The sequence below is a fragment of the Aquimarina rhabdastrellae genome (genome assembly GCA_947387485.1).
Lineage (GTDB): Bacteria > Bacteroidota > Bacteroidia > Flavobacteriales > Flavobacteriaceae > Aquimarina.
In genome coordinates this window covers 420,970-443,679 of sequence record CANDNT010000001.1, presented here as the reverse complement: position 1 = coordinate 443,679, position 22,710 = coordinate 420,970, and the positions used below count along the sequence as shown (strand labels likewise).

Annotated in this window: 20 protein-coding genes; 6 read left to right on the top strand and 14 right to left on the bottom strand. The window is 30.7% G+C overall.

The window, feature by feature from the left end; genetic code table 11:
- Positions 1-20: 20 nt before the first annotated feature.
- The 12 genes from ACYEKI_RS02005 to ACYEKI_RS01950 form a co-directional block, all read right to left on the bottom strand.
- Positions 21-2,090: a response regulator gene (locus ACYEKI_RS02005; protein WP_459209479.1), complete on the bottom strand. Its 2,070-nt coding sequence runs from the start codon at positions 2,088-2,090 to the stop codon at positions 21-23.
- 311 nt (positions 2,091-2,401) lie between these two features.
- Positions 2,402-6,406, bottom strand: a complete 4,005-nt coding sequence (locus ACYEKI_RS02000; protein ID WP_459209478.1) for a DUF6923 family protein — start codon at positions 6,404-6,406, stop codon at positions 2,402-2,404.
- Positions 6,407-6,905: 499 nt separating this feature from the next.
- Positions 6,906-7,625, bottom strand: a complete 720-nt coding sequence (locus tag ACYEKI_RS01995; RefSeq protein ID WP_459209477.1) for a LytR/AlgR family response regulator transcription factor — start codon at positions 7,623-7,625, stop codon at positions 6,906-6,908.
- 46 nt (positions 7,626-7,671) lie between these two features.
- Complete coding sequence (locus ACYEKI_RS01990) at positions 7,672-7,992, bottom strand: Hpt domain-containing protein (RefSeq protein ID WP_459209476.1); 321 nt, start codon at positions 7,990-7,992, stop codon at positions 7,672-7,674.
- Between the two features lie 3 nt (positions 7,993-7,995).
- Positions 7,996-9,153, bottom strand: a complete 1,158-nt coding sequence (locus ACYEKI_RS01985; protein WP_459209475.1) for a sensor histidine kinase — start codon at positions 9,151-9,153, stop codon at positions 7,996-7,998.
- A 3-nt stretch (positions 9,154-9,156) separates the two neighbouring features.
- Positions 9,157-10,251, bottom strand: a complete 1,095-nt coding sequence (locus tag ACYEKI_RS01980) for an FIST signal transduction protein (RefSeq protein WP_459209474.1) — start codon at positions 10,249-10,251, stop codon at positions 9,157-9,159.
- 2 nt (positions 10,252-10,253) lie between these two features.
- Positions 10,254-11,456, bottom strand: a complete 1,203-nt coding sequence (locus ACYEKI_RS01975; RefSeq protein ID WP_459209473.1) for a sensor histidine kinase — start codon at positions 11,454-11,456, stop codon at positions 10,254-10,256.
- A complete protein-coding gene (locus tag ACYEKI_RS01970; RefSeq protein ID WP_459209472.1) occupies positions 11,446-11,994 on the bottom strand; it encodes a heme NO-binding domain-containing protein in 549 nt (182 codons plus the stop codon). Before ACYEKI_RS01970 ends, ACYEKI_RS01975 begins: the two co-directional genes overlap by 11 nt.
- A gap of 35 nt (positions 11,995-12,029) precedes the next feature.
- Positions 12,030-12,443, bottom strand: a complete 414-nt coding sequence (locus tag ACYEKI_RS01965; RefSeq protein WP_459209471.1) for a response regulator — start codon at positions 12,441-12,443, stop codon at positions 12,030-12,032.
- Between the two features lie 137 nt (positions 12,444-12,580).
- Positions 12,581-14,596: a PAS domain-containing sensor histidine kinase gene (locus ACYEKI_RS01960; RefSeq protein WP_459209470.1), complete on the bottom strand. Its 2,016-nt coding sequence runs from the start codon at positions 14,594-14,596 to the stop codon at positions 12,581-12,583.
- Positions 14,597-14,774: 178 nt separating this feature from the next.
- A complete protein-coding gene (locus tag ACYEKI_RS01955; RefSeq protein ID WP_459209469.1) occupies positions 14,775-15,191 on the bottom strand; it encodes a response regulator in 417 nt (138 codons plus the stop codon).
- 402 nt (positions 15,192-15,593) lie between these two features.
- Positions 15,594-16,307: a LytR/AlgR family response regulator transcription factor gene (locus tag ACYEKI_RS01950; protein WP_459209468.1), complete on the bottom strand. Its 714-nt coding sequence runs from the start codon at positions 16,305-16,307 to the stop codon at positions 15,594-15,596.
- 163 nt (positions 16,308-16,470) lie between these two features.
- Between ACYEKI_RS01950 and rpsF the strand changes: the two genes are divergently transcribed.
- Genes rpsF through rplI form a run of 3 tightly spaced genes read left to right on the top strand, consistent with a single transcriptional unit; the run spans position 16,471 to position 17,585 of the window.
- Positions 16,471-16,809, top strand: a complete 339-nt coding sequence (rpsF, locus tag ACYEKI_RS01945) for a 30S ribosomal protein S6 (protein WP_459209467.1) — start codon at positions 16,471-16,473, stop codon at positions 16,807-16,809.
- A gap of 3 nt (positions 16,810-16,812) precedes the next feature.
- Positions 16,813-17,109, top strand: coding sequence for a 30S ribosomal protein S18 (gene rpsR / locus ACYEKI_RS01940; RefSeq protein ID WP_459209466.1), 297 nt, complete (start codon positions 16,813-16,815; stop codon positions 17,107-17,109).
- Positions 17,110-17,129: 20 nt separating this feature from the next.
- Positions 17,130-17,585, top strand: a complete 456-nt coding sequence (gene rplI, locus ACYEKI_RS01935) for a 50S ribosomal protein L9 (protein ID WP_459209465.1) — start codon at positions 17,130-17,132, stop codon at positions 17,583-17,585.
- Between the two features lie 79 nt (positions 17,586-17,664).
- On the opposite strand, the gene ACYEKI_RS01930 is transcribed toward rplI, so the two are convergent.
- Both ACYEKI_RS01930 and ACYEKI_RS01925 read right to left on the bottom strand, forming a co-directional pair.
- Positions 17,665-18,219, bottom strand: coding sequence for a hypothetical protein (locus ACYEKI_RS01930; RefSeq protein ID WP_459209464.1), 555 nt, complete (start codon positions 18,217-18,219; stop codon positions 17,665-17,667).
- A 15-nt stretch (positions 18,220-18,234) separates the two neighbouring features.
- Complete coding sequence (locus ACYEKI_RS01925) at positions 18,235-19,161, bottom strand: OmpA family protein (RefSeq protein WP_459209463.1); 927 nt, start codon at positions 19,159-19,161, stop codon at positions 18,235-18,237.
- A gap of 332 nt (positions 19,162-19,493) precedes the next feature.
- Here ACYEKI_RS01925 and hisG point away from each other — a divergent pair, with 332 nt between their 5' ends.
- From hisG to hisC, 3 genes are read left to right on the top strand one after another with little or no spacing between them, the layout of a single operon-like run.
- A complete protein-coding gene (hisG, locus tag ACYEKI_RS01920) occupies positions 19,494-20,351 on the top strand; it encodes an ATP phosphoribosyltransferase (RefSeq protein ID WP_459209462.1) in 858 nt (285 codons plus the stop codon).
- 15 nt (positions 20,352-20,366) lie between these two features.
- Positions 20,367-21,653: a histidinol dehydrogenase gene (hisD, locus tag ACYEKI_RS01915; protein WP_459209461.1), complete on the top strand. Its 1,287-nt coding sequence runs from the start codon at positions 20,367-20,369 to the stop codon at positions 21,651-21,653.
- A 4-nt stretch (positions 21,654-21,657) separates the two neighbouring features.
- Positions 21,658-22,710, top strand: a complete 1,053-nt coding sequence (gene hisC, locus ACYEKI_RS01910) for a histidinol-phosphate transaminase (RefSeq protein ID WP_459209460.1) — start codon at positions 21,658-21,660, stop codon at positions 22,708-22,710.

Sequence of the window (22,710 nt, the reverse complement as noted above, 5' to 3'; positions counted from 1 at the left end):
GATGCCAAAAATAGAAAACATTATAGAATATGCTTTTGAATCATAGGTTTTAATATATTTCGATCCACAGGTTTGGCTACAAAATCATCACATCCAGCAGATAAAGCTTTGTCTATATCATCCTTTGTTGTATAAGCAGTTTGAGCTATAATAGGTAAATCAGGACGTAATTTTTTGATATATTTTGTAGCATCATAACCATCCATAATAGGCATTTTAATATCCATAAGTACTAGATCGATATTCTGTTCGGTTTTACATAACTCTACAGCATCTTTACCATTTTTTGCTCTATGTATTGTAAAATCATATCCAGTCATTTTATTAAGAATAGTTTTGAGGTATAAGAAATTAACCTCACCATCTTCGGCAATTAAGATAATACGCTTATTCTTAGTTTTAAAATGCTCTAGATTTGGGTTATATTTTTCTATAACTATAGGAGCTGTATTTACTCGTTGAAGAGTAGAAGGATAAGGCAATGAAATTAAAAATGTTGAACCAATACCTTCTTGTGATGTAAAAGAAATAGTACCATTGAGAAGTTCTACATTCTCTTTGGCAATAGAAAGCCCTATTCCTAAACCACCATAACTTTTATTTAATTCTTTTTCTTCTTGAGTGAAGCTATTAAATATTTTTTGTTGATTCTTATCTCGAATACCAATTCCCGTATCTTGAACACTAATTAATAGTTGATTATTTTCTATAGTATAAGAGATTTTAATAAAACCTTTTTTTGTAAACTTAATAGCATTTTCAATCATATTACTTAGAATGGACTTAAGTTTTTTTTCATCAGAAAAAATATAACAAGCATCATCTTCCAAAGCTTTTTCTAAATATAATGGGATGTTATTTTGACTTGCTTTAGTTTCATAAATAGAAAACAAGAAATCAAGAAGTTGATTTAAGTTAATTCTAGAAATGTTAATATTGGCTTGTTTGGTTTTAAGCTCTGATATTTCTAAAATGTCATCAATGATTTTAATAAGTAATTTACTGCTGTCTGCTATTAAATTGATATATTTTTTTCGTTCATTTTCAGATATATCATAATTGTTTATGATATCAGTGAACCCTATGATTCCGTTCATAGGAGTCCTGATTTCATGCGAAATATTTTGTAAAAATTGAGTTTTTAAACGATCGCTTTCTTCAGCTTTATCTTTTGCATCAACTAATTCTTTGGTTTTTTGATTAACTCTATATTTTAATAAAGAGTTTAAGAATAAAATTACGATTAATGAGATAGCGATAAATAAAGAAACAAAAATCCAAAAAGCTGGTTCCATATAAAATGGAGTAATCATAGTATAAAACCAGGCATCTATGATTTCTTTTTCTTCTATAGGAGTAAGCTGAATTGTTTTTGTAATGATATCATTAAGTATAGGAATATCTTTGCGAGTGGCTATACTTTGTCTAAAATCATAATCTATATCGTGAATAACTTTTAATCTCGAATTCCATTCGTTCATCTTTAACAAGTATTTTGTACTTGTTTTAAGACCTATATAAGCATCATAAGTACCATTATAAACCTGAGCTAGTGCAGTACTGTCATTAGGTGCTGTAAAAATGTTATAATCTTTATAATTACGATCTAGATATTCATGAACAGAGTATCCTTCTACAACAACAATTTTTTTGTCTTTAAATTTCTTAAGAGGAGTACCCCATGGGACTTTTTTATTTGCTATAATAGAATATGGAGTCACAAAAACTGCAGGAGTAAAATTTAAGAATTGTCTTCGGTTTTCTGTATCTGTGATTTCTAGAATGATATCAACTTTTCCCGCTTTGGCATCATCTAGTAGTTTTTGCCAATTGGTATAATATGTTTTTTTAAAAGTATAAGATAGCTTTTGTTCAATGATATCTAAATAATCTATTAAGACACCATCGATATTACCTTTGTCATTAGTAAATAAATAGGGAGGGTAATACGAAAAAACACCTACATTAAGATCAGGATTATTTTTAAGCCATTCTTTTTCATACGAGGTTAATTCTTTTTCATTAGAACAATTAAAAAATAAAACACAAGAGAATAACAATAAAAAAAGAGTAGCAGGTTTTTTTAACATTTTTTGGTTGGGATGTGTTATTCACTTTAAATATACTATTTTACGGATGAAATGACAAAATGATTATAAATTTAATTAATACTATAGCAGAAAATCATTATTCTTATATATTATGTTAGGCTAGTTATGCCAATGTTTACGGTAGAAAAAATAGTATTATATGTAAAATAAAAATTGATAAATATTTAACATATAAAGTATAATGTGATAATTGTTATGATTTACTTATACTAGTATTAAAAGGGTTGACAGATTATTTCTGTCAACCCTTATTTGTGTTTGATAGCGTTCTTATATGAGGTAATATTGCCTTATTTAATTAGGAACGTTCCTGTATGTTTTGTTCCTTCATTAGCGATAATAACATATTTATAAACCCCTTGTTTTAGTATATTGGTATCAAATTGTGCTGCTTTTTGGCTACTATCTGTAACTAAAGTTTCTTGACGTATTAGTCTACCTAGTATGTCATAAACTTTAATGTCAAATTGAGCTGTAGCTTCTGGTAAATAAATCATTGTAGAATGATTAAAAGGATTAGGTGCGTTTACTACTTTTTTACGTATGTCTGTTAATTGTTCTTCCCCAACACTTAACACTTGAGCATCTATTAATGCTAATTCGGATACACTAGTCATAAAAGCTTCTGATGTATTGTAATTCCCATGCGTAGAAAACACGATGTTTTTAATGTCCTGAATAGGAACATGATTACCAGATCCGTCTTTGAAAGCGGTTAATGGAATTTTATAATGTGTTTCTGTAGCATTAGGAGGAATAGTTAATCGTAAACGATCATCCCAGTTTTCTAAATTATTTTTTACCAAGACAACTTCAACTTCTTTGTCATTGATAAGATTAAATTGTATTCCTTTATAATCTTCTATTCCAAAAGTTAAATCTCCTGCTAAGATGTTTCTAAAGACATTGACTGTTCCTGTAATTTCCCCACTTACAAGAGCATCTCTTTCTATATGATAAACACCTTCTTCTGTATCGTGATTTGTATTCAATATGATATCAAACGTATCTACTGTAGCCTCATTATTTTGATAGTCTATTCCCCAAGGACCATCGGCTAGATATAACGAATCATGAGTAGGAGAGGTACTTCCTGATATAGAGAATCCTATATCAAAGATAAACCCAGCATGAACTTCAATGGTTTGATGATATTCTCCAGTAAGAGGTAAGGTTTCTGTATAAGACATCTCACTCATTTGTTCTGTTCTTCTCAAGTTTCCTTCAAAAATGACACTACTAGATTGATTTTTATTGACTAAACTTAACATTAAATGACCATCTCTATAAGTACCTTGACGAACAAATACTTCTGGAACTTTATTTTCCATTTTGTATTTATGTAAAGGTTTTTCTTCTTCTAATTTATCAATGATATGATTTACGATATGTGATAATTGCGCCATAGAAGCACCCCATACCTGGAAGTTTAAATATTCTCCTTCTGGGTATTGAGCTATATTCCATAAACTATATAAAGTATTGGCATCAAAATCCTCATCATCTGTAGTTGCAGCCCCATGTAGTTTAATAGAGAAACTAATAGCATGTTCAATATCACCATTAGAGCGTTTGATAACAGAATGTATTACAGAATGATCTTTTACTATCATAGTACGTACATCTTCTAAACTAGAACCATTTAATCGATCACAAATAGTTTTAGAATGATCATAAATAGTTCCCGAAGTTGTAGTCACTAATCCTGCAGCAATACGATCATCGTTAGGCGCATAGTAATCAATAGCAAGAATATCTGTAGCATTTGTAATATCTAATAGATCTGTAGGAGTAGACACATAGCTATTTTCATCATCATTTAAACCTTTATTAGGGAAATAATATCCTAAATCATTATTATTTCGTGCCGATTTAGCTACTTGATTAGGCAAGATCATTTGTTGTTTCTTTATCGTATTACGAGCAGTATTATTTTTAACGCGTAAGAAATTACGTTTAGCAATAAGCTCTGCTAGTTTACCATTACTTTCTAATCCACCATCATTACCAGAACTTACATCAGTTGCTGTACTAATATCAACAAGATTAGAAGTCATCATATTTTCATAAGATGTGGTTGTAATATAAAATAAAGCATCATTAAAGTCATGATCACAGTAGCTATAGTCTCTTCTAATGTCTTCAAAACCAAGTATAATACGCTCGTTTTCTGGATCAGCAATTAAAACATTGTGATTTCTAAGTGATTCGACTTTTTCAGGATTAAAATTAGAATTAGAGTGTAATTGCCAATTACCATGATCGATACAACTACCATCCCATGCATCGGCTAATAAAACCCAACCAATACCTGTATTAGCAGGGAAATTACCAATATTTACTTTATCACCTGCAACTAAGCTACCACCACTACCTTCGGCAGAGACATTAGGAAAAATAATAGTAATATCTTCTGGTTGAGGTATTGTTGTTCTAGGTAAGGTTAAATCATAGGTATAATAACCCAAAGTGTTTCGATACCCAGCACCTTCGGCAACAAATGTCACCCATACATCAGATGGTTCACTTAACATAAGATCTGTATCATAACCAGAAGTAATATAATGTGCATTATACTCTGGAACAGGATATTGTTCTGGTAAAGCATTATTGATTAAATCTAAAGTCTCTTGAGTAACAGTATCTCTTCCATCAAGGTATTCTGGTGTTCCGTCTGCTGTATATGAACCTAATGTATTATAGCGTTCACAAATAGGAGGTAACGGAAAATCTTCAGGACTTTGGCCTCCATTATCACTAACAAAATTTGTTACTTGTCTATCATAACCATCATCAAGACCATCACCATCATTATCTTGTCCTGTCGCTAATGTGTTAGCAATTCCATCACCATCTGTATCATAAGCTTCTATAGTATCATCAATTCCATCATCATCTGAATCTAAATCTAGGTAATCTTCTTCTGCATCACCATCTGTATTGGTATTACCTTTGGCAGAACCACCGTAATCAGGATCAAAATTATCGTCTAATCCATCATGATCTTGGTCTATTCCAGATAATGGTAAGAAAGAATTACTGTCTTGTCCTTCGATTAGATCAATAATACCATCATTATCAGAATCTATATCAAGACAATCATAACGATTATCATTATCGGTATCTATAGGAATCAATGGAGTACCTCCTTGATCTGGATCAAAATCATCGGCTATACCATCAAGATCAGAATCATTATACCCTACATCATTAAGATTGTAGCGACCATCACCATTAACATCTTTATGACCTTGACCTGCTTCTTTGATATCATATATCCCATCATTATCACTATCTAGATCAAGAAAATTAGGGATTTTATCACGATCACTGTCAAAGGCATCTTGTACTACACTATCTCCATTACCACTCACGTCATTATCTAAGTAGTTAAAAATGCTATCATTGTCATCATCGCCATAGGGATTGACTCCATTACACTCTACTATATCAGTGATTCCGTCATTATCAGCATCCATATCCATTGAATCAAGTACTGCATCTTCATCCCTGTCTAATGGAGACATTCCTATAGCACACTTAAAACCATCATTGGAGTTTGTAGGCTCCGTATTGTTTAAAAATACAGCTTGTGGAGTGGCTGTATCGTATCCTTCAATTAAATATAATTTTCCTTTGTTATCAGATAAATACAGACGTTTTGCTGTATCTGTATATGCTGCACCGAATGTGCTATTAGGTAAACCAGGAACATTCTCGATAACTGTTACTACAGGAGTACCGCTAGAAATATCCCATTTGTATAGATTTCCTCTACCACCACCATAAAAGGCATCGTCGATCAGGGCAATATCTGCACATGTAGTAGGAATAGCTCTATCTGCTGTTACTATTTCAAATATTGGTTGTGTTTCCTCATCATAAGTTTGTAGGTTAACAACTTTGTGAAAAGTTTGTCTATCGCCATTTTGGAAAGCCCATAAATTACCATCCAAATCGACATCAGCACAATAACCACCGCCAAAGTTTACACCATTATTTTGTGTTACTTGACCTAGATTTTGAATAAAATCTGTACCGATTCTTAATAGATGAGAATCACCTTTATTAACAGCATATAAATAATTATCAACGCTATTATACCCACCAGCATTATATGCATTGATATGGGTATGTAGTGGATCAGAATACATTCCTGTAATAGGATCGTATGCTTTGAGTTGGCCAGAAATTACTTGATAAAACGAACCTTCGTTACAATCGAATGCGGCAGGTGATTGCGCCTGCGTTGTGAGAGCTACAAGTAAACCAGCAAAGAGTAAAATTTTTCTCATGGTTAATTTGGGTTTAATTAATGTAAACAGTATTAAATAGTTTTAATGTTGATTTTGATTAAAAATACAATTTGTAGGGGTTAAGTGTCTGTTTTTCAATTCATCGTAAAGTTAATTACTCTTGTCGAAAATTGCCTATGTGAATTCCGTAGACTTTCTAAGGTTTTCCTCATAAAAAAATGTTAAATAATTGTAATTATGTTGAAATTAACTAACCTTTTGATTTTAAATGACCATGGGGATATTTAATTTTTGCTTTAATTTAAAGGGATTGAAGCTTTTTTTGAGATGTTTTCGATGAATTGATAATTAGTGAAGATGAAATGTTTTTTCCTACAGTTTTTTGTAAATGTTAAAATTGTAGGAATTTTGAAACAAATGACTTTTTTGTAAGAATGGACAAGAAGAATTAATTCTTAAAAATAAAAAAAGAAGAGACAGGCTAATAATTGTATACTATAATATTAACCAAGGTAGGGGTAAGAATAAAAATTAACGATTATAAAAGATTCAATCGTTTCATAAGCTCGGGTCTATTTGATCGACTTACTGGAATAACATCTTTGGCAATTAAGACACTATTATCTTCAATATCAATAATTCTTTTAATGTTTATAATATATGAGCGATGTATTTTTAAGAATAATTCGTTAGGAAGTTTTTCTTCAATTTTCTTCAATGTAGAATGAACTACATAATTCTTTTTTTCTGTTTTTACAGTGATATAATCTCCTTTTGCTTCAACCAAATAAATACTAGGGATATCTATTTTTATTAACCTACGATCGATATTAACATACAAATCATTTTCTTCATTATTTGTTGAGGTCTCTTCGTTTTTAGAAATAGATAACTCAGTTGTAGGAGTACTAAAGTTTTTAGCTTTCTGAATAGCTTTATCGAAACGATCTTGAGTTATAGGTTTTACTATATAATCTACAATACAGTCATATTCAAAAGCTTCAAGAGCAAAATTTTTGTCTGAAGTTGTTAAAACAATTTTTGGTGGATTTTTTATAGTTTGTATAAAATCAAAACCTGTAAAATCGGGCATATGAATATCTAAAAAAATTAAATCGACAGCATTTTGATTTAAATATTTTATTGCTTGAATGGCATTTGGAAACTCTTCTATGAGTGTAACTTCTTGATTTGATTTACAAAGTTTTTTTAAAATTGCTCTAGCAGTAGCCTCATCATCAATAATGATAGAATTCATATAACATTTTTTTAGGTTAACAAACAATATAGACTTTGGGGGAAAGTTATAGCGGAAGTATAAAATCCTCTATGTTATCTAAAATTAACATAAATTTTGGAAATAAAGTGTTTTTATGAGCTAATAATTCGTTTTCAAAATCAATAGCAACTTGATAAGCTTCTTCTAGACCAAGCATCCCTATTTTGTGTTTGAGTTTGTGTACATTTTCAGCAGCGTCTTTCCATTTTTGTGTAGTATAGTTTTGTAAAAAAACTGTTTTCTCTTCAGGAAATTCTTTTTTGAAAATCGAAATTAATTTCTTTTTGAATAATTCATCATCACCAGATAATTCGTTTATATAGTTTAAATTAGGTTGTAAGGTCATAGATTATTTTTTTAAATTAAAACTAAAAATACTGCCTTCGTCTTTTTTTGAAGCTACAGTTATTGTACCTCCATAATGCGCAACTATTTTTTGCGTCATAGCTAATCCCATTCCATTACTCATACTATTATCTTCAAGTTTTTGGAATACCTGAAATATTTTTTGAAAATATTTTTCTTCAATTCCTTTTCCGTTATCAATAATTTTAAATTGCCAACACTCTGTAGTATCAACAGCTTCAATTTTGATAGTTCCTAGAGGTTTATCAATACTTTTTATAGCATTCATAAGTAAATTATAAAAGATTTGTTTGATATCGATTGGATCTGCAATGATTTTGGGGAGTGTAGGAGGAATTTTAATACTTATATGAGATGGAATCGTTAATAGTAAAATAACTTCATTAAGCAATTGATAAAGGTCAATGATACGTTTGTCTTTTTTACGTTTATCCAGCGTTGAATACTCTAGAATTCCACTAATTAAAGTATCCATTTTTTCAACATTTTTACCTATGCGATCAAAGTATTGTTTAGTTAATTTATCCAGAGGTTGAGATGTATCTTCACTAATCCAGTGCAATAACGTATAAATATTACGTAATGGAGACTTAAGATCGTGTGATACGATATGCGCATAATCGTTTAACTCTCTATTTTGCATGGCAAGCTTATTGAGTAAATTTTCATTGCGAGTAAATGATTCACAGGCTTCTAGAGAGAGTATGAATTTATTCATTATAGGTTTTAATTGACTAATATCTTTTGGTAAAAAAGCATCTTTTTGCGTACTGTGTAAAAACAGTATCCCTTGCGATTGTAAGTCAAAGATCAAAACGGATCCCTGTTGGATAGGGATAGGAGCTATTTGAATGATATCTGTAGTGATTTCTAGAATTACAGCATTAACACCATAAAGGAGTTGATCTAGAATCTTAGTAATAGATTTTGAATATTTGATTTTATTTGGGTTAGGATAAGAGTAGGATAGAGTATAATGTTCTTTATCCTTTCTATAGATCCAACAAGAACTTAGACTTTTTCTTGCAAGTAAAAGTTGTAGAAAATGATTACAATTGCCTTGATAATCTAAGGAGTTACCAATAGCCATAGAAAGTTCATACAAATAATTTATATCAGCAGTATGTGAATTTAAATTCATAATTTATTTTAGTAACCCGATAACTATAGTTTTATTGAAGAATTCTAGATACCCATTATATGACGAAATTTCACCCAAAGTTAAAGCACCATTAATTTGAGTAATTGAAGGTGTTTTTACAAGCGCTTGATGAATTGCATTGAGTTCTGTATCAAAATCATCTTCTAAAAAAAGTACTCTAGAAATACAATCGATAATAAACGCATGTGATGGATTATGAGATGCATTAAGGGCTAGTTGAGTTGCTTCTTTGGCGGATTTAATAAGAGAATCATTTTCTCCTTTTAAAACATCAAGAATCGTGTTTTCGGGTACTTCTCCCACACAAATGAGTTCACCTTTTTCGTTTGTAGCGATAGGATCACGAACGACACATTCAGAATTTTGCTTAACAATACCAAAGGGATAACCTTTTGCGATATCAAAAAAGTTTTGCTCATTAATTTGCTTATCAGTATCCTTTTTGAGTAACTCTTGATATACTTCAAATGCGTTCATCCAGTTGATTTCCTGAATAATATTTTTATGAGTCTTTGTAGCTACAATTGGTCCGTCAATTTTTTGCCATCCGTGTTTGACTCCAATTTCTATTTGATTTTTTATAACACATAATACAGCAGCATCCATAAAAATACCTTCATGATTAAAAACACAAGGTTGTTGCTGTAAACTTAAACTACCAGCTCCACCACCAAAATAAGAAGTCTGATTTCCAAAATGGCGATATAATTCTGATAAATAGAGAGAAATATTAGAAGTTAAACCATCAACAAAGGTAAGCATACAATAGGATTCTTCTTTTTTGAGCTCTATATTAGGAATAACAAAATCGTTCTGATGCAAGTTTTTAATGATATGACTTTCGATTGCGTGATGTAATTGAGTAATCACAATACCGGTATCATACAAAGTATTTTGATGAATAATTCGCGGAAAAATACCACCGATAAAAGCGATACCTTTTTGATTTAATACATTGATAAGTTCTGTAATATCAATAGAGGTAGCTTCGGCAATAGAGAGCATGACCATATGTTGATTACTATAAGAAGTAATCTCGGTAATGAGTGTCGATATATCAGTAGTGATTGTATACATTATTAGAGTTGTTTTTTGAGACTAAAGAAAAAGGTAGTGCCTTTTCCAGGAGAACTATCAAGCCAGATATCACCTTGATATAAATCGATGATTTTTTTAACAATCGATAAACCTATTCCCGTAGAATCTTTATGAGCATTAAGTGATTGAAAAATTTTAAATATTTTCTTGAAGTGTTTCTTTTCGATACCAATACCATTATCTTTTACAGAAAATACATGATAAGCATTGCGATCTTCATAATCAATTTCGACTAAGCCTTCTTCTTTGTCTATATAAGAGATGGCATTACTGATTAAATTTTGAAATAATTGCTGTATTCGTATTTTATCAGCTTTTATATGTGGTAAAGTCTTTTTAATAACTATATTAATATGCTTAGGTACATAAATAGTATTAATAATATCAGAAACGATACAATTAAAATCAATAATAGTATCTTGATTTTGTTTTCTATCAATACTAGAGTAATCAAGAATACCATTGATAAGCTGTTCCATTTTCTCTAGGGTCTTTTCAATTAGCGCAATATTTCTATTTCCACTTTTATCAAATACAGTTTCATAATCCTCTTTAATCCAGCTTATAAGAGCATTAATACTGCGTAGAGGAGATTTAAGATCATGAGAAACGATGTAAGCATACTCTTTAAGTTCTTGATTATTTCGTTCAAGATCAGAAAGCAATTGATTGCGTTGTTCTTCTAATACTAGATGATCTGTAATATCTTCGATTAAAGCAACTTGATATTTAATTTTATTTCCTTGATCTCTTACCGCAGCAACATTGGTTTTTGCCCAGATAAGCGAACCATCTTTACAGCGATAACGTTTATTTACAGAAAAGGTATTGATTTCACCTCTATCGAGTTTATCGAGAAAATCTTGAGATTTACTATATTCTTCTTTAACAGAAATGTCACGAACTTTTTTTGATATAAGTTCATCTTGAGAATAACCAAGTAAATTTTGAAATGCTTTGTTGGTTTGTATAATGGTATCGTATTGAGTAAGAACGATACCCAAAGAAGAATTTTCAACGATAACACTTAATTCAGATGTTTTTTCGCTGATTAAATTTTTTAGTTTTTGATTGGTATAATAGAGCTCTAGTGATTTTTCTTCTAAGATATTTTCAGCTTGTTTTCTAGCTGCTTTTTCACGTTTTAAAGCTCGTTGTAATATTTCTATTTTTTCACTGCTCATTTATTTTTGTGATGATAAATTTAACTTCAGTTCCGTCTTGCTTAATTTTTTCAACTAGAATACTAGCTTTGGTATTAAAGTGTTCGAAAGTTTTGTTCATTAAGCCTAATCCAAAACTGTGAAGTGCTCTACTAGATTTATAAAGCATCACTAATGAGTCATTTGATTTTTCTAAAACATGAAATGTAGGCAGTTCGGCATCGGGGTATATTTTACGGACTTCTACATGGATATGATTTTCTATAGAAGAAAGTAGGGTAAAAGGATCCTCATATTGTGCTATAAGGGAAGGATAATTTGAAGCGAGTACATGAAAAAAGTGCTCTGCATAGACTAATAATAGGTCATCAATGCTAAGATTTGAGTGTTTACTTAAATTTTTGAGTAAACTAAGCATTTCTGCAAAATCATAAGTGCCTACAGCGGTGTAAACTCCTTGGGACGTAAGATTTGATTCTTGAATGATAGTATCTACCATTTCTAATCCAAATTTGTCTTCAACTAATTCTAAAAATTCTGTAAAAATGATTCCTTTCATGTAATTTATAGGTATTAGTATGAGTAGGGATATAATTATCCCTTTATTAGTTCATTACTTTCCCAATAAGAAACCATAGATTGAATCTTTAAGGCATAGTCTTCATATTTTAAAGGTTTGACAATATACCCTGCAATACCTGTTTTATAGCATTCTAACAAATCCTGATGATTATTAGATGTTGAAAGAACTATAGTAGGTAAATATTTAAATCTATCATGGTTTTTTAATAGGGTTAAAAACTCTATTCCATTCATTTTGGGCATGTTTAAGTCCAAAAGAATAATGTCGGGTAGAGGTTGATTATCATCGTTCAAAATTTCTAAAGCTTCTTCACCATTTGTGGCTTCAACAATAATATGATTAGGTTCATACTTGCTGACAACTCGCTGAAATTTCATTCTTTCAATTTCATCATCCTCTATCAATAAAAATGATAATGTGCTCATTTTGTGTTGTTAAGTTAAATTAAATATCTGTGTTATCCAATTATAAAATTGGTATTTATTTAAGAAATAATAAATTAGTTTCGTTTAAACTGGTTTGAGTATCGATGAATAGTAGTTTACTGTAGATGAGTCGTTTTTTACGATACTTTCTTTAAATTAAAAAAGAAAGTGGTTCCCTTACCTACAGTACTTTCTAACCATATATCTCCGTTATAATATTGTACAATCTTTTTTACGATAGCTAAACCTATCCCAGTAGATTCAGCATTAGTTTGTAATGATTGAAACATTTTAAAGATCTTTTGGTGGTATTTTTTGTCGATACCTATACCATTATCTTTTACACTAAAAGTATGGTATGTACCGTGATCCTCATAATCTATTTGTATGATACCTATGTTTTTATCAATAAACTTAATAGCATTACTTATTAGGTTTTGAAACAATTGAGTAGCCTTAGTATGATCTATTTTTAAAATAGGTAATGGCTTTTTAATTAAAATATTGATATGTTTAGGAATATAAGTGGTCTTTTTAATGTTATGTATTACTTGATTTAAATCAATAGATTTATATTCGTTATTCTCCAGATCAATTTTTGAATAATCTAAAACACCATTGATTAACTTCTCCATTCTATCAAGAGTATTCTCTATAAGCGGTATGTGATTCGTTTTTTGCTGTTCAAATACATCTGTATAATCTTCTTTTAACCAACTAATAAGTGCATTGATACTACGTAAAGGAGATTTGAGATCGTGAGAAACTATATGAGCATATTCTTGAAGCTCTTGATTTCTTGCTTGAAGGTTGTTTAATAATAGACTCTTCTGTTTTTCGGTATCTAAAAAGCGTTGAAGATTCATCGCACTTTTTAATTGAGAAGCTGCAAGGTTAGCTATATTAGTTAAGGTTTCTAAATGTGTATTTGTAAAATAATTTTTGGTCGAATGTTCAGAATCTATAATTCCTATAACCATACCATCTGCAATGATAGGAACTGTAATTTCTGAAGCTCTGTATTTATCATCTACAATATATCTAGAATCTAGAGCAGTATCGTTTACAATTTCTGAGATTCCTGTTTGAGCAACTGTACCTACGATTCCTTCACCTAGAGGGATGGTTATTTTATTAATGATCTCACGACCTTTTGGGTTTTTATCTCCATAAGCTGCTATTTGTTCTAATAAGGTTCTATCGTGATTGAACATATAGATGACACAATCTTCTAAGCCAAAAAGGGAGATGACTTTTTGTGTAATTTCCCAAGCTATTTCATAAATATTTGATTTTCCTATAATCGAAGACATTAGTGTGTTTAATGCTTTAAGCATAGAAGATTCTTGAACTTCTTTGGTGATATCTTCGAGCATAGCTACGTGGTAGAGATAATTTCCTATTTCATCTTTTATAATATTGATACGTACTCTTGCAATAAGTAAAGATTGATCTTTCTTTTTATATTTTTGAGTGAAATGAAAATGATTAATCTTACCCAAATTCATTTTCTGAATGATTTTTTGAGAGTTTTCGACATCTTCTGGAAAAGAAATATCATTTATAGTAAGCGTACTAAGTTCATGTTCATCATAGCCCAATAAAGAACAAAAGGTCGTATTTGTTTTTAAGATCTTTCCGTTTTTGATAAAGACAATTCCTAAAGAAGAATTTTCTAATACTGTTACTAATTGTTCTTTTTGTTCGTGATAGTTTTGTAAAAATGATTCACGATCAACCTGATCATTAAACAAGCACTGAAAAGCAATGGGTTTTTGATTAGCATCATATAATACAGTAGCTCTAATTAAGATCTCAAGTTTAGGTTGGTTATAAGACTGAATGCATATTTTTTGACCTAAAAGATGACCATTTCTAAGTAAGGCTCTATACAATTTTATAAAGTCAGGAAAAGTGTTATCACAAATACATTTTTTGATGAATAATTTAGAATCTTTTATAGCATGTTTAAATAAGTTTGAAGCTTTTTCATTGATCTGAATAATATTTCCGGTAAGGTCTAATACCAGATAAGCTTCAGAAATATGTTCAAGAATATCATTAGGAATAACCTCGTTTTTTATGAAGGCATTTCTAACTTCTTTTTCTTTTGTCGATGACAGCTCTGATGGCTTGGGTAGAATACGGTTCATAATAGCATTGAGGTTTAATTAATGATAGATGGATAATGTTATCGTTTTAATTTTATAACAACAGCTCCAGATCTTTTAGATACATATTTTAAAAACAGTTTGAGAAGCATGTTTTGAATACGTGTTTTAATGAATTTAAATGGATTAAATATTTTCATATAGCATTTTTTTGAGGAGATTAATTTTTATAAAACTCATTAAGTCCCCAATACGTGATTAAATGTTTTATCTTTTCGACATAAATGGTTGACTCTTCGGGTTTTTCTATATATCCAGATACACCAGATTGATAACAGGTATACATTACATCTGGATTACTATTACCAGAAATAACAGTAACAGGAAGATGCATGTACTGTTCTGTAGTTTTTAAGGTTTTTAAAAAAGATAAGCCATCTTCAATAGTTTCTGTAGTATTCATACTTAATAGTATTACATCAACTTTACCATTTCTGTTTTTAAGAATATGTAAAGCATCTTCACTATTTGTAGATGTCAATACTTTGTGTAGGTTTTCAAAAGCATTAAACATATGTTTAAGCTTGTCTAGTTCGTTTTGATTTTTCTCGATAATTAAAAAGGTTAAACTTTCCATTGGGACTTAATTTTTTGATTATTAGGTGTTTTATCATTTGATTATAGTGTAAAATTGCTATGTTTTATAGGATTATTCTTATGTAATTCGATCAGAAAGTAGTTGATTGTCGATAAAATGAGGTTTAATGTCGATGAATGAAATTTAGTCTAGGTAAGAATCAATCTCAAAAGATATATGTGAATGATCTTTATGGATAACGAATGAATAATAACAGTTGCTGATTTATGAATGTAGCTTTATGTTTAAAAGCTTTAAAGACTAAAATGCTTTTACTTTTAAGAATATTAATTAGAAATAAAAACAACAATTGCTCTTAATTCATAATAAAATAGGAGAGGTGTAAGCATAAAAAAAAGCTATCAAATGTGATAGCCTTAATAAAAATATAATGGAATAAATTTAGTTACTCAATGCTTCTATAAGAGAATTCTTTTTATGACGACTCAAAGGTATTTTTTCATCATCGATCTCAATATTGCGGCTATTGTAACGCTCTACTTTATCTAGATTAACAATATAAGATTTGTGAATTCTTAAAAAACGATCACTAGGGAGTTCGGCTTCAAAAGATTTCATTGTAGCCAAAACAACAATAGGATCACCATCTGCCATGATAAGCTTTACATAATCACCTAAAGCTTCGACATATTTTAAATTATTTAGAAATACTTTTCGTTTTTTGAGATTACTTTTTACAAAGATGTAATCATCATCTTCTGCCATACCACCACCCATACTTAGGCGAGACATACTTAATGCTTTTTCTACAGCAGAGTTAAAGCGTTCTCTTTTTAAAGGTTTTCTTAGGTAATCTACAGCATCGTAGTCAAAAGCTTTAAATGCATATTTAGTTTTACCAGTAACAAAAATAATATGAGGTTTATTTTCTAAATCGTCAAGTAAATCAAAACCAGTAAGGATAGGCATCTCAATGTCAAGAAAAAGAAGGTCAACTGTTGTATCTAATAAGCCATTTTTTGTTTCAATTGCATTATTCCATTCGGCAACTAATTCTAGAGAAGGATGTTCATCTATTAGCTTAACAATAGCCAGTCGTTGTAAACGAGAATCATCTACCACAGCACATTTTAATTGAAATTGTTCCACTTGCATATAAGTATATTAATAATACAATATTAGTTAATATATATGGTTTCTACAAAAAAAAACTTATTTCGTCGAGAATTATTGTTGTTTATCGAATGTGAAATAGAGTTTGAAAATATAAAAAATAATATTACTTTTGCACTCAATTTAAATTAAAATAGATTTTTATATGAATCATTATGAAACTGTTTTCATCTTAAATCCCGTTTTATCTGAAGATCAGATAAAGGAAACAGTAAAGAAATACGAAGATATTCTTGTTTCTAACGGTGCTAAGATGATATCAAAAGAAGATTGGGGACTAAAAAAATTAGCTTATCCAATCCAACACAAGAAAAGTGGTTTTTATCATTTATTCGAGTACACCGTTCCTGGTGAGGCGATCAACTCTTTAGAAGTTGAGTTTAGAAGAGACGAGCGTGTTATGCGTTATTTAACTGTACGTTTAGATAAGCATGCAATCGCTTGGGCAGAGAAAAGAAGAAACAGAAACAAACAAAAAGCGTAATCTATGGCATCTATAGAGCAACAAGCTAAAGGTAAAAAAGATGGAGAGATCAGATATCTTACTCCATTAAACATTGATACTACAAAAAACAAGAAGTATTGTCGTTTTAAGAAATCAGGTATTAAATATATCGATTACAAAGATCCAGATTTCTTAATGTCGTTTATCAATGAGCAAGGTAAGTTATTACCACGTAGATTAACAGGTACTTCATTAAAATACCAACGTAAGGTAAGTGTTGCTGTAAAAAGAGCACGTCACTTGGCTTTATTACCTTATGTAAGTGATTTATTAAAATAATAAAACCGTTTATATATACTATGGAAGTTATATTAAAAAGAGACGTTGAGAATCTAGGATTCGCAGACGATGTAGTAGAAGTGAAAAACGGTTATGGACGTAACTATTTAATTCCTCAAGGATTTGCTGTATTAGCGACTCCTTCTGCAAAAAAAGTTTTAGCAGAGAATTTAAAGCAACGTGCATTCAAAGAAAAGAAAGAGATCGAAGATGCTCAAGCATTAGCTTCTAAATTAGCTAGTTTAGAAATTAAAATTGCTGCAAAAGCAGGAGCTGGAGATAAATTATTTGGATCTGTTTCAAACATCGATTTAGCTGAAGCTTTAGGAAAAGAAGGAATCCAAATCGAGAAGAAGTTTATTAACGTACCTGGAGGTACTATTAAACGTCTTGGGCAATACGAAGCAGCAGTTCGTTTCCACAGAGAAGTGATTGCTACAGCATCATTTGATGTAGTTGCTCAAAAAGAAGCATAATACATTTAGTTGTTATATATTATTGAAAGGCGCTCATTGAGCGCCTTTTTTTAGTAATAATATCTAGAGAAAGAAATAACTATTCCTTTCTGTTTTTGAGTAAATGAGCTTGACCTTTCCAGTCGTCTCTTTCAATTCTACCAGGAAAGAACTGTATAAGCTCTGTTACCGTTTGTATATCTTCTGTATTAAAACGACTTATTTGATCAAAGGTATAAATACCTATACTATTCAGTTTTTCTTCAATAAACGGGCCAATACCACTTATTAATTTTAAATCATCCTTTTCTGAAGCTTCTGCTTTACCAAAACTCTCAAAATTTAATACAGGAGGAGGATTATTAGAAGAAGTAGAAGAGCCATCACGTTCACGAGTTTTAACGGCTTTAATAGCGGTTTCTTCGGCAGTTGTATCGTCTTCTTTTGTTTCTTTATGAAAAGTAGTATTAGCTTTGGTATATCCTATCTTTTTTAATTTTTCTTTTTCCTCATGACATAAATCTAATAACCCTTTGTATTTTGATTTAAAATAATATCGAGCAAAAAAGTAGCCTATTAAAAATGCACCAAGCATTAACAGGAAGATTTCAAACCAAGCAGTAGATTTATCAAGAGGGTTCATATTTTCAAACATAGTATGGCGGGTTATTTAGTTTACAATAATTTCGATTCGTCTATTTTTGGCTCTATTTTCCTTAGACGTATTAGGAAGGATAGGTGAGGTTTCTCCTTTTGAATTAGCAGTTAGTTTTTCTGTAACAATTCCTTGAGAAGCCAAATATTTTAAAACGTATTTTGCACGTTGTTGTCCTATCCACAAATTATCTTCTGGATCACCAACATCATCTGTATGACCTATAATAGTAACTTTTTTGTTGGGATATTTGATCAAATAATTCTTAAGTTCTAAAGTATAATTGGTTAAGGTAGCATCAGGTTTAAATTCGCTTTGACCAAAATCACAATAGAGTGTTTTATTTGCAATACCTTTTTCTACCTCGGCAAGGCGATTAGTATCTAGTGTATTAAAGTTTAATACAATTCCACCATGATATTTACCATCATCCTCATAAGTGTATGTTGCAGTTTTTGCTTTAGTAATGATTTTATCCCCATTAATACCAGCGTCAACAAGTAATTTTTTTATAATTTGAGCTCTATATTGACCATAAGATGGTGTTTTTTTACTTTCACTTTCTGTTTGTAAACCTTCAATAATGAGCTCTTCATTTTGATGAGTTCCCATGTAAGACGCAATTTTTGAGCTAAAATCTATTAAATCTTCTGGTATGTATACGCTACTATCTTGCACATGAATACAAAAATTAGAAGGGTAATTAAAAATGGTATTTCCTTCGGGATTTTTGGCAAGTAATCCTCGTTTTAAACGCATGGCAGCAATGCTATCTTCATAAGCTTTTTTGGCAAGCGCTTCTTTTTGTTTTTGAGCTTCAAGATCTATTGTTTGCTCGGTAGTAGTATTTCCGCAGAGACCTTTGATATGACAAGCATGATACCACATGCCAAACAAAGCCCAAAGTAAGAAAACAAAAAAGGCAAGTAGAAAGTTTTTCATATATCAATTGTTAAAATTAGTTTTTTAAAGTTAACGAAAATGTTTTATATTTTTTTTGTAATTATTTAAAATAAAGATGGTTATATGTTTGAGTAATGATAAATTAACGTTAAAAAAATAAAAACACCATAAAAAATAGATAAAAATGATATAGATTTGTGGCAACAAACAAAGACATGACAAACATATTTTTACATCATCATCATTCTTACTTCATCGCTCTCGCGAGGTAAGTCTGGTATGTGTAAATGAATCATATAAAGAAAACCCGTTTGAGCAGTTCAAACGGGTTTTTTCGTTTTTAGAACTGTTCAAACTTAACTAAAAACGACATGACCAAAATTAAAATTGCTATTCAAAAATCTGGACGTCTTAATGAAGATTCTATCAAAATCTTAAAAGATTGTGGTATTTCTATTGATAATGGAAAAGATCAATTAAAAGCGCTAGCTAGAAATTTTCCGCTTGAAGTAATGTTTTTACGCAATGGTGATATTCCACAGTACCTTAGAGATGGAGTGGTGGATATAGCCATTATAGGAGAAAACGTATTAGTAGAGAAAGGAGAAGATATCAGTATAAGTCAAAGGCTTGATTTTTCAAAATGCAGAGTTTCTCTAGCAGTTCCAAAAGATGTAGCCTATACCGCTATTACAGACTTAAACGGAAAAAAAATAGCAACTTCATATCCTAATACGGTACGCCAGTATTTAGAAAAAAAAGGAATAACTGCAGAATTACACCAGATATCAGGTTCTGTAGAAATAGCTCCTAATATAGGATTAGCAGATGCGATTTGTGATATTGTTTCTAGCGGAAGTACGTTGTTTAAAAATAACCTTAAAGAAGTGGAGGTAATGCTTACTTCTGAAGCAGTATTGGCGGTCTCTCCACAGATAAGTGATGAAGCATCAAAGATTTTAAAGAAGTTAGAATTTAGAATTCAATCTGTACTCAAAGCACGTAAATCAAAGTATATATTATTAAATGCGCCTAATCATAAAATTGATGCCATAGTTAAACTTTTACCAGGAATGAGAAGCCCTACCGTATTGCCATTGGCAGAAGAAGGATGGAGTTCTATACATACCGTAATTCAAAAGAATGAATTTTGGGAGGTAATAGATGAACTCAAAGCTGCAGGAGCAGAAGGTATATTAGTTTGTCCGATAGAAAAAATGGTACTATAAGCAAAAAAAGAATTCATGAAGACGATCATAAATCCGGAAAAGAAAAACTGGGAAACAATATTAAAAAGACCAACACAAACTGTTGCAGACATTGAAACTATTGTTAAAACTGTATTTGAAGCTGTAATCAAAGACAAAGATGAAGCTATCAAAGCTTATACTACTCAATTTGACAAAGTAACATTAGCAACGCCATTAGTTAGTGATAAAGAAATAGCAGCAGCAGACCAAGCTGTATCTTCATCATTAAAAGAAGCTATACAAGTAGCAAAAAATAATATAGAAGCTTTTCATGCAGCACAACAAACAGAAAAGGTTATTATAGAAACTACTCAAGGAGTAACCTGTTGGCAAGAAAAACGAGCGATAGAAAAAGTAGGTTTGTATATACCAGGAGGAACAGCTCCGCTATTTTCTACTATACTAATGTTGGCTATACCGGCAAAATTAGCAGGATGTAAAGAAATTATATTATGTACACCTCCTAATGAAAAAGGAGAAATCAATCCAGCAATTTTATATACAGCAGCTTTATGCGGAATCGATAAAATCTTTAAAGTAGGCGGAATACAAGCTATAGCGGCAATGACTTTTGGTACAGCAAGTATACCGCAAGTATATAAGATTTTTGGTCCAGGAAATCAATATGTAACTATAGCAAAACAGGTAGCAACACAATATGGTGTAGCGATAGACATGCCAGCAGGACCAAGTGAGTTATTAGTGGTAGCAGATGACAGTGCAGAGGCTTCTTTTGTAGCTTCAGATTTATTGAGTCAAGCAGAACATGGTGTAGATAGTCAGGTTATCTTAGTGAGTACATCACAAGATATGATTAATGCAGTAGAAGACGAAGTATATAAACAATTGTCTTTATTACCACGTAAAGAAATAGCAACAGCGGCTATCCAAAATTCAAAATTGATTTATGTAGAGAATGATGAAAAAGCCATGGAGTTAATTAATGACTATGGACCAGAGCACTTTATTGTATGTGTAGAAAATGAAGATTACTATGTAAATAATATACGTAATGCAGGTTCTGTCTTTATAGGAAATTATACTCCCGAGAGTGCTGGAGATTATGCTTCGGGTACAAATCATACATTACCTACCAATGGTTATGCAAAACAATATAGTGGAGTAAATCTAGACAGTTTTATGAAGTCGATGACTTTTCAAAAAATCACTTCAGAAGGAATTCAAAACATAGGACGAACGATAGAGTTAATGGCGGAAGCAGAAGGACTTCAAGCGCATAAAAATGCTGTGAGCTTACGTTTAAACGCTTTAAAATCTTAAATCAATGCAAACTGTAAATTTTGATATAGATACTTTGATAAGAGAAAATGTAAAAGTATTGCAACCATACTCATCGGCTAGAGATGAATATATATCAACAGGAAGTCCAATGACTTTTCTGGATGCTAACGAAAACCCTTTTGAAACACAAATTAATAGATACCCTGATCCACATCAAAATGAACTAAAAGAACTTTTGGCTAAACAAAAGGGAGTTGATAAAGCTCAAATACTATTAGGAAATGGTAGTGACGAAATTTTGGATTTGTTATTTAGAGCCTTCTGTGAACCTAAAGAAGATAATATAATCACATTACCACCTACTTACGGAATGTATAACGTATTAGCAACTATAAATGCCGTAGAAAATAAAAAAGTACTCTTGACAAGGTCATTTCAACCAGATGTAGCTCAAATTCTGGAAACAGCAGACAATAAGAGTAAAATACTGTTTTTATGTTCCCCTAATAATCCTACAGGAAATAGCTTTAAAAAAGAGCAGGTGATACAACTTTTAGAAGGATTTAATGGTTTAGTAGTAATAGACGAAGCTTATATAGATTTTGCAGCACAAGAAAGTTGGATAACACAATTAGAAAACTATCCTAATTTGGTGATTACGCAAACATTTTCAAAAGCATACGGAATGGCGGGAATACGTTTAGGATGTTGTTATGCAAGTGCTCAGATTATAGCAGTGTTACAAAAAATAAAACCACCCTATAATGTAAATGAATTAACGCAGATAAAAGCAAAGCAGCGATTAGAAGCTATCGATAGTGTAAAGCGAGAAATTAAGAATATTATAGAAGAAAGAACAGTATTAACAAAAGCGTTAGAGACAATACCTTATATTAAAACAATTTACCCTACCGAGGCTAATTTTATTTTGATAGAAGTAGATAATGCAACACAGCGTTATCAAGAATTAATAGCAAAAGGAATTGTAATAAGAAATAGAACAAACCAGCCCTTATGTAAAAATACATTGAGGTTAACTATAGGAACCACAACAGAGAACACAAAACTTATTAAAGCATTAAAAGCAATAGCTTAG